Annotated in this window: 18 protein-coding genes and 1 other RNA gene; 7 read left to right on the top strand and 12 right to left on the bottom strand. The window is 58.3% G+C overall.

Translation table 11 applies throughout. The features are described from left to right. Positions 1 to 83: 83 nt before the first annotated feature. A complete protein-coding gene (gene ftsZ / locus ASB66_RS05005; protein ID WP_049777113.1) occupies positions 84 to 1,070 on the bottom strand; it encodes a cell division protein FtsZ in 987 nt (328 codons plus the stop codon). Between the two features lie 184 nt (positions 1,071 to 1,254). On the opposite strand from ftsZ, the gene ASB66_RS05000 reads away from it, so the two are divergent. Together ASB66_RS05000 and ASB66_RS04995 are read left to right on the top strand one after the other, a co-directional pair. After that, complete coding sequence (locus ASB66_RS05000) at positions 1,255 to 1,839, top strand: helix-turn-helix domain-containing protein (protein ID WP_060719430.1); 585 nt, start codon at positions 1,255 to 1,257, stop codon at positions 1,837 to 1,839. A 16-nt stretch (positions 1,840 to 1,855) separates the two neighbouring features. Continuing rightward, positions 1,856 to 2,380, top strand: coding sequence for a GNAT family N-acetyltransferase (locus tag ASB66_RS04995; protein WP_060719492.1), 525 nt, complete (start codon positions 1,856 to 1,858; stop codon positions 2,378 to 2,380). A 49-nt stretch (positions 2,381 to 2,429) separates the two neighbouring features. Here ASB66_RS04995 and ASB66_RS04990 read toward each other — a convergent pair whose 3' ends face one another. Further along, positions 2,430 to 2,618 carry a YegP family protein gene (locus ASB66_RS04990; RefSeq protein WP_060719431.1) on the bottom strand — a complete coding sequence of 63 codons (189 nt, stop codon included), beginning with the start codon at positions 2,616 to 2,618 and terminating at the stop codon, positions 2,430 to 2,432. A 168-nt stretch (positions 2,619 to 2,786) separates the two neighbouring features. Between ASB66_RS04990 and ASB66_RS04985 the strand changes: the two genes are divergently transcribed. Continuing rightward, positions 2,787 to 3,110, top strand: coding sequence for an Rdx family protein (locus tag ASB66_RS04985; RefSeq protein ID WP_060719432.1), 324 nt, complete (start codon positions 2,787 to 2,789; stop codon positions 3,108 to 3,110). A gap of 36 nt (positions 3,111 to 3,146) precedes the next feature. Here the strand turns inward: ASB66_RS04985 and ASB66_RS04980 are convergent, their stop codons facing one another. From ASB66_RS04980 to ffs, 3 genes are all read right to left on the bottom strand, one after another. Further along, on the bottom strand, positions 3,147 to 3,470 hold the full coding sequence (locus tag ASB66_RS04980) for a YbaB/EbfC family nucleoid-associated protein (protein ID WP_012654590.1): 324 nt from the start codon (positions 3,468 to 3,470) through the stop codon (positions 3,147 to 3,149). Positions 3,471 to 3,567: 97 nt separating this feature from the next. Further along, entirely contained in the window at positions 3,568 to 5,466 is a 1,899-nt protein-coding gene (locus tag ASB66_RS04975) for a DNA polymerase III subunit gamma/tau (RefSeq protein ID WP_114386295.1), read from the bottom strand. A 71-nt stretch (positions 5,467 to 5,537) separates the two neighbouring features. Beyond that, positions 5,538 to 5,634: signal recognition particle sRNA small type (ffs, locus tag ASB66_RS04970), an RNA gene on the bottom strand. Between the two features lie 146 nt (positions 5,635 to 5,780). Between ffs and ASB66_RS04965 the strand changes: the two genes are divergently transcribed. From ASB66_RS04965 to ASB66_RS04955, 3 genes are all read left to right on the top strand, one after another. Next, a complete protein-coding gene (locus ASB66_RS04965; RefSeq protein WP_060719434.1) occupies positions 5,781 to 6,188 on the top strand; it encodes an HIT family protein in 408 nt (135 codons plus the stop codon). Next, positions 6,185 to 7,150, top strand: coding sequence for an NAD(+) diphosphatase (gene nudC, locus ASB66_RS04960; RefSeq protein ID WP_060719435.1), 966 nt, complete (start codon positions 6,185 to 6,187; stop codon positions 7,148 to 7,150). The genes ASB66_RS04965 and nudC overlap by 4 nt, the downstream gene beginning before the upstream one ends. Before the next feature lie 294 nt (positions 7,151 to 7,444). Next, positions 7,445 to 9,415, top strand: a complete 1,971-nt coding sequence (locus tag ASB66_RS04955) for a glycoside hydrolase family 3 protein (RefSeq protein WP_060719436.1) — start codon at positions 7,445 to 7,447, stop codon at positions 9,413 to 9,415. Between the two features lie 48 nt (positions 9,416 to 9,463). Here ASB66_RS04955 and ASB66_RS04950 read toward each other — a convergent pair whose 3' ends face one another. Both ASB66_RS04950 and ASB66_RS04945 read right to left on the bottom strand, forming a co-directional pair. After that, positions 9,464 to 10,318 carry a prephenate dehydratase gene (locus ASB66_RS04950; protein WP_081089145.1) on the bottom strand — a complete coding sequence of 285 codons (855 nt, stop codon included), beginning with the start codon at positions 10,316 to 10,318 and terminating at the stop codon, positions 9,464 to 9,466. 10 nt (positions 10,319 to 10,328) lie between these two features. Further along, positions 10,329 to 11,078 carry a 3-deoxy-manno-octulosonate cytidylyltransferase gene (locus tag ASB66_RS04945; RefSeq protein WP_060719437.1) on the bottom strand — a complete coding sequence of 250 codons (750 nt, stop codon included), beginning with the start codon at positions 11,076 to 11,078 and terminating at the stop codon, positions 10,329 to 10,331. 169 nt (positions 11,079 to 11,247) lie between these two features. On the opposite strand from ASB66_RS04945, the gene ASB66_RS04940 reads away from it, so the two are divergent. Next, on the top strand, positions 11,248 to 11,805 hold the full coding sequence (locus tag ASB66_RS04940) for a c-type cytochrome (protein WP_060719438.1): 558 nt from the start codon (positions 11,248 to 11,250) through the stop codon (positions 11,803 to 11,805). A 153-nt stretch (positions 11,806 to 11,958) separates the two neighbouring features. On the opposite strand, the gene ASB66_RS04935 is transcribed toward ASB66_RS04940, so the two are convergent. From ASB66_RS04935 to ASB66_RS04915, 5 genes are read right to left on the bottom strand one after another with little or no spacing between them, the layout of a single operon-like run. Beyond that, positions 11,959 to 13,680 (bottom strand): ABC transporter substrate-binding protein, encoded by a 1,722-nt coding sequence (locus ASB66_RS04935; protein WP_060719439.1) that lies wholly within the window; start codon positions 13,678 to 13,680, stop codon positions 11,959 to 11,961. Positions 13,681 to 13,725: 45 nt separating this feature from the next. Beyond that, positions 13,726 to 14,007 carry a DUF2160 domain-containing protein gene (locus ASB66_RS04930; RefSeq protein ID WP_060719440.1) on the bottom strand — a complete coding sequence of 94 codons (282 nt, stop codon included), beginning with the start codon at positions 14,005 to 14,007 and terminating at the stop codon, positions 13,726 to 13,728. 13 nt (positions 14,008 to 14,020) lie between these two features. Continuing rightward, the gene (locus ASB66_RS04925) at positions 14,021 to 14,833 is read right to left on the bottom strand and encodes a carbohydrate ABC transporter permease (protein ID WP_081089146.1); all 813 of its coding nucleotides are present in this window, start codon (positions 14,831 to 14,833) and stop codon (positions 14,021 to 14,023) included. Between the two features lie 3 nt (positions 14,834 to 14,836). Further along, positions 14,837 to 15,724, bottom strand: a complete 888-nt coding sequence (locus ASB66_RS04920) for a carbohydrate ABC transporter permease (RefSeq protein WP_060719441.1) — start codon at positions 15,722 to 15,724, stop codon at positions 14,837 to 14,839. Then, the gene (locus ASB66_RS04915) at positions 15,721 to 16,815 is read right to left on the bottom strand and encodes an ABC transporter ATP-binding protein (RefSeq protein ID WP_060719442.1); all 1,095 of its coding nucleotides are present in this window, start codon (positions 16,813 to 16,815) and stop codon (positions 15,721 to 15,723) included. Before ASB66_RS04915 ends, ASB66_RS04920 begins: the two co-directional genes overlap by 4 nt. Position 16,816 lies beyond the last annotated feature (1 nt).

The raw sequence follows: 16,816 nt of genomic DNA, 5'->3' as shown, positions 1-16,816 counted from the left end.
CTGCGCATATAGCAGCGCGCCCGCATGCCGCAAAGCGGAAATGCGGGGCATTTGAAGGATAATTTTGACAAAGCCGGGCTAAATCAGCGTGCTTGCTGATGGTCGCCCTCTTCGCCAAGCCCGGTTGCGACCACCGACACTCTGAACGTGCCGTCCAGTTCCTTGTCGAAGATCGCGCCGACGACGATATCGGCCTCGTCATAGACCTCGTCGCGGATGCGGGTGGCGGCTTCGTCGACCTCGAACAGCGTCATGTCCATGCCGCCGGAAATCGAGATCAGCACGCCGCGTGCGCCGCGCATCGACACTTCATCCAGCAGCGGATTGGCAATCGCCGCCTCCGCCGCCTTCATGGCGCGGCTGTCGCCGGTCGCCTCGCCGGTGCCCATCATCGCCCGGCCCATGCCCTTCATGACGGATTTCACGTCGGCGAAGTCCAGATTGATCAGGCCTTCCTTGACGATCAGATCGGTAATGCAGGACACGCCCGAAAACAGCACCTTATCGGCAATCACAAAAGCGTCGGCAAAGGTGGTCTTGGCATCGGCAATGCGAAACAGGTTCTGGTTGGGGATGACGATCACGGTATCGGCGGCTTCGCGCAGCCGCTCGATGCCTTCTTCGGCAGCCTGCATCCGGCGGCGGCCTTCAAAGCTGAAAGGCTTGGTGACAACGCCGACTGTCAGAATACCGGCCTCGCGGGCCGCACGCGCAATCACCGGCGCTGCACCTGTCCCCGTGCCGCCGCCCATACCGGCGGTGACGAAGCACATATGGGTGCCAGCCAGGTGATCCATCACTTCATGCAGGGATTCTTCGGCAGCCATCCGTCCGGTTTCCGGCACCGAACCGGCGCCGAGACCCTCGGTCATTTCAGCACCAAGCTGAATGAGGCGCGGGGCTCTCGACATGGTCAGCGCCTGGGCATCGGTATTGGCGGCAATGAAATCGACGCCTTGCAGGCCTTCGTTGATCATGTTGTTGACGGCATTGCCGCCCCCACCACCAACCCCGATGACGGTAATCTTCGGCCGCATTTCCTCGATTTGCGGTTTTCTGATCTCAATCACGTCTGTCTCCTTGGGGTTGTGCTCGACTCGTCCTGTCGTGCGAATCATACGCTCTCTTGGCACGCGAAAAAGGCCGGGAGTTGGGCGACATGCAAGAGGCTTGTTGATAAAAGGTGATTTTGCTGACGAGAGCTGTGCCAGAAAGGCTATTGACTCCACTATAAGATACTATATTTCTTATATCATGGAAAATACACCCGATAGTCTCACTCTCTCCATTGCCGCAAGGCTGAAAGCGATCCGCACCGAACGCGGTCTGACGCTCGACCAGTTAGCGGATGTCTCCGGCGTCAGCCGGGCCATGATTTCCCGTATCGAGCGCGCCGAAGCCAGCCCGACCGCCACCCTGTTGGCCCGGCTATGCTCGGCGCTGGGTCAATCGCTTTCAGTGTTTTTTGCCGAACCAGATCATGGCTCACCGCTGATGCGCCGCGCCGACCAGCCGGTGTGGCGCGACCCCGAAACCGGCTATATCCGCCGCGCCGTTTCAGCACCCGGCACCGGTGCGCGGGTCGATGTGGTGGAGGTGGAACTGCCGCCGGGCGCGCTTGTCCAATTTTCAGCCCAACCCCCCAGCCCCCATCCCAGCGGCAGGCAATGGCAACATGTCTGGCTGTTCGAAGGCAGCATCGAGTTGACCGTCTGCGATACCGTGCATCGGCTGGAGCCGGGCGACTGTCTTTATATGGATATCGGCGAGGTTCACGCCTTCCATAACCCCACGGACCGCCCTGCCCGCTACGGCGTGATCATCGATCTTGGCCACTGATTCAAAGGAAATGACCATGTCTGCAATTCGGCTGCTGAACGCCTCTGACGCCCGTGAAGCGATACCCGACCTCTGTGAAATTCTCTGCGATTGCGTCAATGGCGGCGCATCGGTGGGCTTCATGTTGCCCTTCGACCTTGAGAGCGCCCGGCCTTTCTGGGAAGGCGTTGCCAAAGCGGTCGAGGCAGGGGAGATCCTGCTGCTGGTGGCAGAACATCAGGGCCGTCTGGTGGGCACGGTACAGATCGGCCTCAAACAGCCGCCCAACCAGCCACATCGCGCCGATCTCAAGAAATTGCTGGTGCATCGCAGCGCCCGTGGACTTGGTCTCGCGCGCCAACTGATGGAGGCGGCACAGCTTCAGGCCACCCGTGCAGGTAAGACATTGATTGTACTGGATACAGCGACCGGCGAACCGGCAGAAGCTATTTACGAGAAGCTCGGCTGGACGCGGGCCGGTGTCCTGCCGGATTATGCATTGTTTCCCGACGGTCGTTTCTGCGATACGACGATCTTCTACAAGCGCGTGGGCTCTCTATAAAAGCCTGGGCAAATCGGCGAGGCAATTTGGCCACGCCGATCATGCCTTATCAGACAGTTGCCGTGGTCTGGTCTTCGATCTTTGCCTCAGGCGCATTTTTCTGAATGGAGGCAATCGCGTTCATCACCGAGGCTTTGGCCTTGTAGCCTTCAGAACTGAACATTGTTTCGCCATTCGACGCCTTGAACCGAAACCGGAATTCGCCTGCCTTGTCTTTATAGACTTCAAATTTGTACATTCTGCCCTCCCAAGCCAGTGCTGCACATTCCCCTAGGGCTTCCACTCTTGTTAATACAAACTCTAGGACTGTCACAGCCTAGCCTACACCGATAAACGTCCAAATTCAATTTCGCTTATATTGATCTTATACACTCCCGACCTGTGCCGAAAACTGAGACTTTGCCCCATGACCATTGAATCTGAGACCAATAAGCCGAAAATCACCATTCTCTACTGCACGCAATGCAATTGGCTGCTGCGCGCTGCCTGGATGGCGCAGGAGCTCTTGCAAACCTTTGCTGACAGCTTGGGCGAAGTGGGTCTGATTCCCGGCACCGGCGGCAATTTCGAGATCCGCGTCAATGGCGACCTGATCTGGGAGCGCAAGCGCGATGGCGGTTTTCCAGGGCCGAAGGAACTGAAACAGCGGGTCCGCGATATCATCGAACCCGGCAGAGATCTCGGCCATACAGACCGCGTTCATGGCAAGACGGAAAAAGGCGAGGAATGACCCCGCCCCTTTTCTCAGTACAGTTTTTCGAGCGGATTAAAACGGTAGCTTGAAACCGGGCGGGATCGGCAGACCGGCGGTCATGTCCTTGGTCTTTTCAGCAGCGATGGCCTCGGCCTTGTCCTTGGCGTCCTTATGAGCGGCGACGATCAGGTCTTCGAGGATTTCCACGTCGTCTTCCTTGAAAAGCGACGGATCGATCTTCAAGCCCTTCAACTCACCCTTGCCGGTCATCGTCACAGTCACCAATCCGCCACCGGATTTGCCTTCGACCTGAAGCGATGCAATCTCCTCCTGCATCTTCTCCATCTTGGCCTGCATTTCCTTGACCTTGCCCATCATGCCCATGATGTCGCGCATATGACCTGCCTCCTTTATATTGTCCGTTGTTCTTGGCTTCAATTGTCAGACGGCCGCGATTTCACGCCTCCTCGACAAATCATAAGCCGGCTAAACTCTAAAACTCGATATCATCTCCGGGAAGGATATCGCCCTCGGCGGATTCAGCCGCCGCTGGCGGCGGCAGGGCCTCGTCTTCTTCCTCGGCGACGGTGCGGATGCGCACGTCGGTGATTTTCGCGCCGGGAAAGCGCGACAGGATCGCCATCACATCCGGATCGGCGGCTGCATCGGTCATCCGCGCTTCGTGATCACTCTTTTCCTGCTCGGCCAGGGTCTTTGCCCCCGGCTCTCGGCTGAGGATCACCATCCAGCGGATATCAGTCCATTCCTCCAGCCGCTTTTGCAGATCGCCCACCAGCGATTTCGGCGCCTCCGGCGGCAGGTTGATTTCCAGCCGGCCATTTTCCAGCTTGACCAGCCGCACATAGGCGCGGGTCAAGGCTTTCAGCTTCGGATCGCGGTTTGCGGTACAGAGATTGACGATGTCATCCAGCGACCGAACGGGAACCTTGGGCTCTGGTACATCCGGCTGAATGTCAGGCTTTACGTCCGGGCGAGCGGCAATGTCCGGCGACGGCGATGCCTTGGGAACCACCTGCAAATGCGCGGTCGGCTGTGGTTGGCCTAATGCACGTGGGGCCGGATCGCCTGATGCCCGCGCCACCGCCTGCCCGCCATAGCTGGCCGATGCGCCCCCGCCACCATTACCGCCTCTGGGACTGGTCCCCTGCGGCGCACCACCGCCATCATGTGCCATGTCCAGCAGGCGGCGCGCCGCTTCTTCCGGCGACGGCAGATGGGCGGCATGGGCCAGCCGGATCAGCACCATTTCGGCTGCACCGGCCTGGCGGGAGGCGTTTTCCACCTCGGGAATGCCCTTGAGCAACATTTGCCAGATGCGCGACAGCGTGGTGACAGCAACGCTTTCGGCGTAATCCCCCCCTCGCACCCGCTCGACTTCACTCAGCGATGGGTCATTGGCGCCATTGGGCACATATTTTAGCCGTGTCACCAGATGGGTGAAATCGGCAAGATCGGTCAGCACCACGCTCGGGCTGGCACCCGCTTCATACTGGCTGTTGAATTCCGAAAGAGCCGCGGCGACATCGCCAAGCACGATATGGCCAAACAGATCGACGACACGGGCGCGGTCTGCCAGACCCAGCATCCCACGCACGGCATCTGCTTCGACCCGCCCTGCCCCATGGGCAATGGCCTGATCGAGCAAGGAAAGTCCGTCGCGGGCCGAGCCTTCGGCGGCACGGGCGATCATCGCCAGCGCCTCGTCTTCCGCCTCGATATTTTCCTTGGAGAGAATGGTGGAAAACAGCCCGACGAGATCCCCGGCGCTGATGCGGCGCAGATCGAAGCGCTGACAGCGTGACAGCACCGTGATCGGCACCTTGCGGATTTCAGTGGTGGCGAAGATAAACTTCACATGTTCCGGCGGCTCTTCCAGCGTCTTCAACAAACCGTTGAAGGCAGCGGTGGAGAGCATATGCACTTCGTCGATAATATAGACCTTGTAACGGGCCGATACCGGGCGGTAGCGCACCTGCTCGATAATTTCCCTGATGTCGTCGATACCGGTATGGGAGGCCGCATCCATCTCGATCACATCGACATGTCGGCCTTCCATGATCGCCTGACAATGCTCGCCGGGGATTTTCAGGTCGATGGTCGGGCGGTCGATCTCAGTGGTCTTGTAGTTCAAGGCACGGGCGAGAATGCGGGCGGTCGTGGTCTTGCCGACCCCGCGTACGCCGGTCAGCATATAGGCTTGGGCAATCCGGCCTGTTTCGAAGGCATTGGTGAGCGTGCGGACCATCGGCTCCTGGCCGACCATCAGGTCCGTAAAATCCTTGGGGCGATATTTGCGCGCCAGAACCCGGTAAGCACCGGAGGCTTGGCCGGACGCGGGAGCAGCTTGTGCTGTGGGTTCCAGATCGGACATCGCGCTGCCAGTCTCCCCGTTTCGGGCGGGATACGGCCACGCTTGAAAAGGACTGGCCATAAACATGAAGGGTGGGAGGCTGGCACGATGACCCGTGCCGCGCTCGTTAGGGCTGCTTCCTTCCGGACCTGACCCGGTTGGCGAGTGGCTCGTCCACCACCAACCTCCCGAGCGACATATCGGCAATTCCTGAGGCAATTGCAAGCCGAGGACCAAAAAAACTATTCGCCTTTCCGGTAAAAGTGGATATCGGCTTTACGGTCAGGCATGCGTAAAAACAAAATGACCTCGAGGAAACAATCAGGAGACCGATCTTGGAGCCTTTCCGTCTCGATGAACGGCTGGCGCGCGACAGCCAGTCGATCTTGCAGCTGCCGTTGAGCGATCTGCGCCTGTCCAGGGATAGCCGCTGGCCCTGGCTGATCCTGGTGCCGCGCCGCAATGATGTCGCTGAGATTTTCGAGCTTTCCAAGGACGACCAGATCCAGCTGCTGCACGAACAGGTGCAAGTGGGCGCCGCCTTAAAAACCGCGACCGGCGCCACCAAGATCAACATCGCCGCCATTGGCAATATGGTTCGACAGCTCCATGTTCATGTCGTCGCCCGCTTTGAAAACGACCCGAACTGGCCGGGGCCGATCTGGGGACATGGGGTGGCAGAGCCTTACTCGGACACAGCCCTTGCGGCGATGACAACGACAATTCTGGATGCGCTGACATGACCCCAATTTCCCTGTTTGAGACCGACACACCCCATCCCGAGGCAAGCGCCCTCACCGCTTTTGCCGGCAACGGACTGGAGCGCTACACAGAGCATCGCTCGGAAGAGAGCCTCTCGGAAGCCTTCAAGGCCGAGGGCATGCATGTGCTGGCTTTTGCTGGCAACCGGCTGGTGTTCAAGCATGAAGGACTGGTGCTGGACCCGCTATTTGCACCCTATGAGCTGACCGCCCTGCAACCGGACCTCGACAATGCCGTGCTTTTGGGTCGCCGACCCAGCGGCGAGCCGCGCATCGCCGTACCCGTGACAATCAGCGAGGAGCAGCTTGCAAGTGGGTACAAGGCTTTAACGGCGCGCGAACTGTTTCGTGATCCCAATCTTGAAGCCGAATTGGTCGGCGAAGCCGCGCAGGGTTTCAGCCTGTTGCACTGGAACAGTGAGAACCGCTTCTGCGGCACCTGCGGCAAACCGATGGAGCCGCGGCTTGGCGGCTACAAGCGCGAATGTCCGGCCTGCGGGCGCATGGCCTTTCCACGCACCGATCCGGTGGTGATCATGATGACCGTGGATGAGGACAACGACCGCTGCCTGCTCGGGCGCGGAGCGCATTTTCCAGAAGGCATGTATTCCTGCCTCGCCGGCTTTGTCGAACCAGCGGAAACCATTGAAAACGCCGTGCGGCGCGAGACCTATGAGGAGGCCGCCATCACCATCGGGCGTGTGCGCTACCACGCCTCACAGCCTTGGCCGATGCCGCACCAGTTGATGATCGGCTGCTATGCGCAGGCCCTGAGCTTCGAGATTTCCCGTGACGAGAACGAACTGGCCGATTGCCGCTGGTTCAGCCGGGCCGAGGTGCAGGCGATGATCGATCTTGAGACTGAAACGGTAAAGGCCCCCGTCAGTGGCACCATTGCCCATCGCCTGATGAGCGACTGGCTTGACTGGGGCAAGGCTGGTTAAGGTCGCGGACACAGCGCCTGGAACGGCCTTCAACACCATTTACGCGGAAAACGTGTGAGGCTATGGTAAGCGAATGTGATGTCATCGTCCGATGGGAGGGGTCAACGGACGATGAAGCAAAACATCACACGCGATAGAATTAGCCTATTTCGAGGGAGGATATATCTTTGCTTTCAAAACCCAACGCCACGGTGAAACGGCGAGCTGTGCCTCGATAGGCGTTCCACTCGGCCTTTCAGCAATCCGTTTTTGGCCCGTTTTTCGGCGAAAATTCATCAATTCAGGAAATCATCGATGAAAATGTTTAGCTTGGCGTCCTGCGCCATTCTGATGGCGTCTGTTGCCATCGCGCAAAACCATCCTATCGTCGTCGCCCGTTCCGCCGCGATCCTCACGGTCGATGGAAAGACCTTCAAGGACCTTAACCGCAACGGCCGCCTCGACCCTTATGAGGACTGGCGTCGCTCTCCGGCAGAGCGGGCAAGCGACCTGGTCAGCCAGATGAGTTTGATCGAAAAGGCCGGGTTGATGATGCATGGGACGGCACCGGCTTTGGCGTCCGGATCGGAGGCCGGACAGGGACGCGGCAGCGGGTATGATCTGGAGCGGATCAAGCCCCTGATCAACGATGCCAAGGTTGCCACCTATATTACCCGGCTATCCCTACCGCCCGAACAGCTGGCCGCAGAAAACAACAAGCTCCAAGAGATTGCCGAGGCAAGCCGGCTTGGCATTCCGCTGACGATCAGCACCGACCCGCGTAACCATTTCCAATATGTGCTGGGCGCTTCGGCCCAGAGCGGTGGTTTCTCCAAATGGCCGGAAAGCCTAGGTTTTGGCGCGCTCGACGATGCGAAACTGACGCGCCGGTTCGGCGATATCGCACGGCAGGAATATCTCGCCGTCGGCATCCAGCAGGCCCTGTCACCGCAAATCGATCTTGCCACGGAACCACGCTGGCCACGCTCGACCGGCACATTCGGGGAAGATCCGCAGATTTCCAGGCGCATGGCGGAAGCCTATGTCGCAGGTTTCCAGAACGGCACCAAGGGTCTGAAACCCGGCAGCGTCAGCGCCGTCGCCAAGCATTGGGTGGGCTATGGCGCAGCACCGCAAGGCTTTGATGGCCATAACTCCTATGGCCGCCATGTGGTTTTTAAGGCCAAGGACTTTGAAAAGCATGTCATACCCTTCAAGGGTGCCTTTGCCGCCAAGGTGGCGGGCATCATGCCGACCTATTCGATTGTCGATGGCGTCAAGCTTGATGGCAAACCCCTGGAGCCCGTGGCGGCAGGCTATAGCAAGCAATTGCTGACGGATCTGCTGCGCAAGCGCTACAAGTTCGATGGCGTCGTGGTCAGCGACTGGCTGATTACCAATGACTGCAAGGATGAATGCCTGAATGGCGAAAAGCCAGGCGACACCCCGATCATCCGGCCTGACACATTCGGCATGCCCTGGGGCGTTGAGGATCTCAGCCGCGAGGACCGTTTTGCCAAGGCGGTTAACGCCGGTATCGACCAATTCGGCGGCGTCGCCAATTCCGATATCCTGGTGAAAGCCGTCGAAGACAAGAAAGTCAGCGAAATCAGGATCGATCAGTCTGCCAAGGGGTTGCTGATCCAGAAATTCGAGCAGGGCTTGTTCGAAAACCCCTATGCCGACCCGCAAAAAGCCAAAGACATCGTTGGCAATGCGGATTTTGTCGCCGAGGGCGAAAAGGCCCAGGCCCGCGCCATGGTTGTTCTGCAAAACAAGGGGAAAATCCTTCCCGTCAAGCCTGGAAAGAAGGTCTATCTTTTCAATGTCGATGCCGCTATCGCCCAGAAGCGCGGTTATCAGGTGGTGACAAGACCGGAAGAGGCCGATTTTGCCCTTGTCCGTCTGATGGCACCGTTTGAGCGCCTGCACCCGAATTACTTCTTCGGAGCGCGGCACGAGGAAGGCGACCTGTCCTTCAAGCCCGGCAACCCCGATTACGACGCCGTGACCGCCATTGCCGGAAAGACACCGATTATTGCCACGGTGTTTCTGTCACGCCCGAGTATTCTCACCGATCTGAAGGACCAGACAAAGGCGTTGATCGGCAATTTCGGCGCAAGTGACGAAGCGCTGTTCAACGTCATCGAGGGCAAGCAGAAGGCACGGGGCAAGCTGCCGTTTGAACTGCCGTCTTCCATGCAGGCCGTCGAGGCACAGGCGCCAAGCACGCCGCATGATTCGAAAAAGCCGCTCTACAAGATCGGCTATTCGCTGAAATATTGAGTGCGCAGAGCAATGGCAGCACCCCGCCGCCATTGCTTTCATTCCATATTAAAATTTTCCGCGCATGGCGTGGGCCTTGTAGACGCCGAGAATGTGAACCTTCTCGGAGAAGAAGCGTAATTCCTCCAGCGCCCGCTTGACCGGTGCATCCTCCGGATGGCCTTCGATATCGGCATAAAACTGGGTGGCAATGAACTTGCCGCCAATCTGGTAGCTTTCCAGCTTGGTCATATTGACCCCATTGGTGGCAAAACCACCCATGGCTTTGTACAGCGCTGCCGGAATATTGCGGACATTGAAAACGAAGGTGGTGATGAAGCGCTCGTCCTCAGCTGTCCGCGTCAACGCCACCTCATCGCGCGACAGCACGACGAAACGGGTGATGTTGTTTTCTGAATCCTCGACATTTTCGGCGAGAATATCCAGACCATAGAGCGAGGCGGCAAGGCGCGGCGCCAATGCCGCCATGGAGCGGTCGCCCAGTTCCGCAACCTGCTTGGCGGCCCCTGCCGTATCGCCCGCCACCACGGCCTTCCAGCCATGGCTGCGGATGATCTTGCGGCATTGGCCGAGCGCATGGATGTGGCTGTGAACCGTGCGGATCTCCTCAGCCTTGACGCCCGGCAGCACCATGAGCTGGAAACGGATCGGCATGAAATATTCACCGATGATCTTCAAACGTGACAGCGGCAGCAGATAGTGAATATCGGCGACCCGCCCAGCCAGCGTGTTTTCAATCGGGATCATCGCCAGATCCGCCTCGCCATTTTCCAACGCCATGAAAGCGTCCTCAAACGTCGGGCATGGCAGCGGCTCCATATCCGGGAACATGTCACGGCAGGCCATGTCGGAATTGGCGCCATAATCGCCCTGAAAAGAGATCTTGTTGGTGAGCGTGACCACGAGTTTATCCTTATTTTGCAGCCAGAATGGCGCGGGCTTTTTCGAGATCCGCCGCTGTATCGACGCCAAGCGGCACAGTATCGACAATCTCGACATCAATGCGCATGCCTGCTTCCAGCGCCCGTAGCTGTTCCAGCGATTCGCGCTTTTCCAGCACCGAGGGAGACAGCGCCACGAACCGTTCCAGCGCGGCACGGCGATAGGCGTAGAGGCCGATATGATGATAAAGCGGCCCCTTGCCATGGGGGGCGGTGGCGCGGGTAAAATAGAGCGCCCGCAGGCGATTGTCCGACAGCGGCGAACCGACGACCTTCACCACGTTGGGATTGGTCTTTTCCGCCTCATCCTCGATCTCCACCGTCAGCGTGGCGATATCAACTGCGGGATCTTCCAGGGGCCGAAGGGCGGCACGGATCGTCTCCGGGTCAATGGTGGGCAGGTCGCCCTGCACGTTGATGATGATCTCGGCCTCGCCCTTCGGATCGACCGTCATCAGCGCTTCATGGATGCGGTCCGAACCGGATTGATGCTGCTCGCCGGTCATCACGGCTTCAAAACCGGCTGCCGTCACCGTGGCGAACACGTCAGGATGATCCACCGCCACGACGATACGTCCGACATTGGCTTCCGCTGCACGCTTTGCCACCTGGACGATCATCGGCAGACCAGCAATATCGGCCAGCGGCTTGCCAGGGAGCCTGGTGGAGGCCATGCGGGCAGGAATGAGAACCAGGGTCTTGAAGCGTGTATGGTCAGACATCGGTATTCGCCTTTGAAAGCAGCGGGGGAAAGCAACGAGGTAAGTGGCAAAACGTCTCAGGGCGGGGGAGCATAATCGGGTTGCAACTGTCAAGCAAAAGTCTTAGCCTTTTCTTAGATGGAGGCTTGTCCGATTTCTACTGCGCGGACTGCATGGGGAGCGATAACCAATGAATTCCTACATGAATATGGGAGCAGGCGCATTGCTTGGTACAATCTTCGTACTGATGTCAGTGTCCATTGCGTCGGAGGGGATTTTCCACGCGCCGAACCCCGAAAAGGAAGGCTATGCCATCGTGGCTGCCGAAGCGCCTGCCGCTGGCGGCGGCGAAGGTGCGGCACCAGCCGCAGCCGACAAGCCGATTGCCGAACTGCTGGCATCGGCAGACGTCAAGGCTGGCGAAGCGATTTTCAAGAAATGCACAGCCTGTCATAGCGTCGACAAGGGCGGAGCCAACAAGGTCGGACCAAACCTTTGGGGCGTTGTCGACCGGCCTGTCGCCAGTCATGAAGGTTTTGCCTATTCGGCCGGCATGAAGGATTTCTCCAAGGGCAGTTCGGAACACTGGACCTTTGAAAACCTCAACCACTTCCTGACCGCGCCAAAGAAATTCGTGGCAGGCACAGCGATGGGCTTTGCAGGACTTCCCAAGGAACAGGACCGCGCCAACCTGTTGGTGTATCTGCACAACCAGTCAGACAATCCGGTCGCGCTGCCGACCAATTGATCGCCCGCTGTCGTAAACGCGGCAGGGGAAAAGCATGATTTAGATAAAACGCCCGGCAACATTGCCGGGCGTTTTTTGTACCGTATTTTGCTGCTGTGAAGAAAGTTTTCGATGCCGCGCGTCATTATGCGCGGCATCGATCATTGATGTTTCTTACTTCTGCCAGCTCTTCACCAGTTCGTCGTAATTGATGGTGATCGGCTTTTCCTTTTCGTTGGCCAGCTTGGGCTGCGGCGCCAAGCTGCCGTGGTCCTTGGCATATTTTTCCCAATAGGCTGCGTCCTTCGGCTCGTTCAGCTTGGGGCCGAATTCGCCCTGCACCTTGGCGCGTTCCAGACGGGAGAGAATGCCCTCCTGGGCCTTGCACAGGGCATCCATGGCTTCCTGCGGGGTCTTGGCACCGGCTGCCGCATCGCCAATATTCTGCCACCACAATTGCGCCAGCTTCGGATAATCAGGCACATTGGTTCCGGTTGGCGTCCATTGGACGCGAGCCGGTGATCGGTAGAATTCCACCAGACCGCCGAGTTTCGGCGCGCGGTCGGTGAAGGTCTTGTCCATGATTGAGGATTGGCGGATGAAAGTCAGACCGGTCTGGCTTTTCTTCACGTCAACAGTTTTCGAGGTAACGAACTGGGCATAGAGCCAGGCAGCTTTGGCCCGGTCCGTTGGCGTGGACTTCATCAATGTCCAGGAGCCGACATCCTGATAGCCGAGTTTCTGGCCTTCATGCCAGTAGGAACCATGCGGCGACGGTGCGACGCGCCATTTCGGCGTACCATCGTCATTGACAACAGGCAGACCGGGCTTGGCCATATCGGCGGTAAAGGCCGTGTACCAGAAGATCTGCTGGGCGATATTGCCCTGGGCGGGAACCGGGCCGGATTCGGAGAAGGTCATGCCCTGCGCTTCTGGCGGTGTATATTTCTTCAACCATTCCAGATATTTGGTAACGGCATAGACCGAGGCCGCCCCGTTGGTGTCACCACCACGATCGACGCAGGAACCGGTCGGCTGGTCCTTGTCATTGACGCGAATGCCCCATTCATCGACGGGCTTGCCATTCGGCAGGCCCTTGTCGCCATTGCCGGCCATCGACAGCCAAGCATCGGTAAAGCGCCAGCCGAGCGAGGGGTCTTTCTTGCCATAGTCCATGCTGCCATAGACTTTCTTGCCGCCAATCTCGCGGCCGGTGAAGAATTTGGCGATGTCCTCATAGGCCGACCAATTGACCGGCACACCCAGCTCGTAGCCGTATTCCTTCTTGAACTCTTCCTTGATCTTCGGATCGTTGAACCAATCGTAGCGGAACCAATAGAGGTTGGCGAACTGCTGGTCGGGAAGCTGGTAGAGCTTGCCATCCGGCGCTGTCGTGAAGGACAGGCCGATATAATCCTTGAGGTCCAGCATCGGATCGGTGACATCCTTGCCCTCGCCCGTCATCCAGTCGGTCAGGTTGCGAACCTGGCCATAGCGCCAATGGGTGCCGATGAAGTCAGAATCGTTGACCCAGCCGTCATACAGGTTCTGACCGGTCTGCATCTGGGTCTGGATCTTCTCGACGACATCACCCTCCTGAATGACGTCGTGAATAAGCTTGATGCCGGTGATCTTGCTGAACCACGGCGCCAGGACCTTGGATTCGTAGGCATGGGTAGTCAGCGATTCGGAGACGACATGGATTTCCATGCCCGCAAAGGGCTTGGCCGCATCCACATACCATTGCATCTGCTTTTCCTGATCCGCCCGCGACAGCGAGGATTCCCCCTTGATCTCCTGATCGAGAAATTGCTTGGCCTCATCCATCCCGGCATAGGCGGCGCCGGTCATGGCCAACAGCATCGCCGCTGTTGTCGTCATTAAGTGCTTTCGCATCATGTCCTCCCAGAGTTTGCGATTGCAGGCGTATTTACTGAGCTTTTAAACCGTCCGGAACACGCCGATGGCGTAGATGACCGAAAGACCAAGAGCCCACCACAGGCTGAGACTGGATAGCCCCAACCATGCGAGATGAATGAAGGCGGAGCCGAGCAGCGACACAAATAGCCTGTCGCCGCGTGTCGTCTCGAACCGCAGTATGCCGACGCGGGGATTGCCGCCGGGCGAAAAATATTCCCAGACCGACAGGGCGATCAGCAACGCCAGAATGGTGATGAAGAACAGCGCCGTGGGCGTGGTCCAGGCCATCCATGACAGGTTCATCGTGTCCTCCTCCTCAGACGCGACCGAGGGCAAAGCCCTTGGCGATATAATTGCGGACGAAATAGATCACCACCGCACCGGGGATCAGCGTCAGCACACCGGCGGCGGCCAGCAGACCCCAATCCACACCAGAGGCAGACACAGTGCGGGTCATCACAGCGGCAATCGGCTTGGCATCAACCGTGGTCAGCGTGCGGGCGATCAGCAGTTCCACCCATGAAAACATGAAGCAGAAGAAGGCCGCGACCCCGATGCCGGAGGCAATCAGCGGTATGAAGATCTTCACGAAAAAGCGGGGAAATGAATAGCCATCGATATAAGCCGTTTCATCGATCTCCTTGGGGATACCGGACATGAAACCTTCCAGAATCCACACCGCCAGCGGCACGTTGAACAGGCAATGGGCCAGCGCCACCGCAATATGCGTGTCGATCATGTCAAAGGCCGAATAGAGCTGGAAGAACGGCAGGGCAAACACCGCAGGCGGCGCCATGCGGTTGGTCAACAGCCAGAAAAACAGGTGCTTGTCGCCCAAAAACCGGTAGCGCGAGAAGGCATAGGCAGCCGGTAGAGCGCAGACGACCGAAATCACCATGTTTTGCACCACATAGATGATCGAGTTGATATAGCCCGAATACCAGGACCGGTCGGTGAAAATGGTGATGTAATTCTTCAGCGTCGGCTCATGCGGATAGAGCGTCAGGGAGCTCAGGATTTCCTGGTTGGTCTTGAAGCTCATGTTGACGAGCCAGTAGATCGGCAGCAACAAAAACAAAATGTAGAGACTGACAATCAGCACCGGGCGAAGGGATCGGCTGTTGTTCATGGCTTAGTCTCCCTTCGGTGCTGACGCGTTCTGGGCGTCGCTATGGGTCATGACAGTGTAGAAGACCCAGGACAGCAGCAGAATGATCAGGAAGTAGATGATCGACATGGCCGCTGCGGGTCCGAGGTCGAACTGGCCGAGTGCCATTTTCACCAGATCGATCGACAGGAAAGTGGTGGAATTGCCCGGCCCGCCGCCGGTGACGACGAAAGGTTCGGTATAGATCATAAAACTGTCCATGAAGCGCAGCAGCACGGCAATTAGCAGCACCTGCTTCATCTTCGGCAGTTGGATGTAGCGAAACACCGACCAGCGCGAGGCGCCATCAATCCGCGCCGCCTGGTAATAGGCATCCGGGATCGACACCAAACCGGCATAGCACAGCAGCACGACAAGGCTGGTCCAATGCCAGACATCCATGACGACAATTGTCGCCCAGGCATCGAATGGATTGGCCACGTAATTATAATCGAGACCGATGGCGTTGAGGGTATAGCCGAGCAGGCCGATATCGCTGCGTCCGAACACCTGCCAGATGGTGCCGACCACATTCCACGGGATCAGCAGCGGCAAAGCCATCAGCACCAGGCAGACCGGCACACCAAGTCCGGTCTTCGGCATGTTCAGCGCGATCAGGATACCAAGCGGCACTTCGATGGCGAGAATGATCATCGAGAAGATCAGGTTGCGCCACAGCGCATCCCAGAACCGTTCCGATTGCAGGGTCTGGGTGAACCAGTCCGAACCGGCCCAGAAGAAGTCGTTATTGCCAAACGTGTCCTGCACCGAATAATTCACCACCGTCATCAGCGGAATGACAGCGGAAAAAGCCACCAGCAGCAGAACCGGCAACACCAGAAACCAGGCCTTGTTGTTCCAGGTCTTGTTCATGGCCGTACCCCTCCCAATCCGGCACCGGCGAAATCGACCCGCCAGGAATTTGCGTAGATATTGATGGCGGCCGGATCGAAGCTCACCTTCGGCTCAGTGGGAATATCGGCATCCTCCCGCAGCACGATAGAAATCGGCTGTTCGGCAAAACGGGCGCGCACGATTTTCTGGCGACCGATATCCTCGACTTTGGAAATCTGCACCGGCATGCCCTCGCGGCCAAGGCGAATGAATTCCGGGCGAATGCCAAGCTCGGTGAGCGCTTCTCCGGGAATGACCGGACGGCCCGGCAGAGCGACCCGCTCTCCACCGATCATCGCAGTATCGCCATCAATGCCGGCGGCTAGCACATTCATGCCCGGCGAGCCGATGAAATAGCCGACGAATGTATGTTTCGGGCGGTCGAACAATTCGGCTGGCGTACCGATCTGGACAATCTGTCCATCATACATCACCACCACCTTGTCGGCGAAGGTCAGGGCCTCCGTCTGGTCATGGGTGACATAGACCATGGTATAGGCGAATTCCCGATGCAATTGCTTGAGCTGGGCGCGCAGCATCCATTTCATATGCGGATCGATCACCGTCAACGGCTCGTCAAACAGGATGGCATTGACATCGGAGCGCACCAATCCGCGACCAAGCGAGATCTTCTGCTTCTGGTCGGCGGTCAGACCCTGCGCCTTGCGCTTGGCCCAGGCTTCGAGATCGATCATCTTCAGAATGGTGCGCACCCTGGCATCGACTTCCGCCTCCGGCACACGCCGATTTCTGAGCGGAAAGGCCAGATTGTCGTAAACCGTCATGGTGTCGTAGACGACGGGAAACTGGAACACCTGGGCAATGTTGCGCGCCTCGGTGGACAGTTGCGTCACATCCTTATCGCCGAACAGAATGCGCCCATCCGAAGGCTGCAACAGGCCGGACATGATGTTGAGCAGGGTGGTCTTGCCGCAGCCGGAGGGACCGAGCAAGGCATAGGCACCGCCATCGTCAAACTCGTGATGCACTTCCTTCAGCGCATAGAGCGGATTGGCCAGCCCCTTCGGGCCATAGGCGTGGCGGATATGATCGAGGGAAATTCGGGCCATC

The organism is Gillisella vitis (assembly GCF_001541345.2).
Taxonomy (GTDB): domain Bacteria; phylum Pseudomonadota; class Alphaproteobacteria; order Rhizobiales; family Rhizobiaceae; genus Allorhizobium; species Allorhizobium vitis.
The sequence above is the reverse complement of the archived record's forward strand: the minus strand, read 5'-3'. Positions and strand labels throughout refer to the sequence as shown.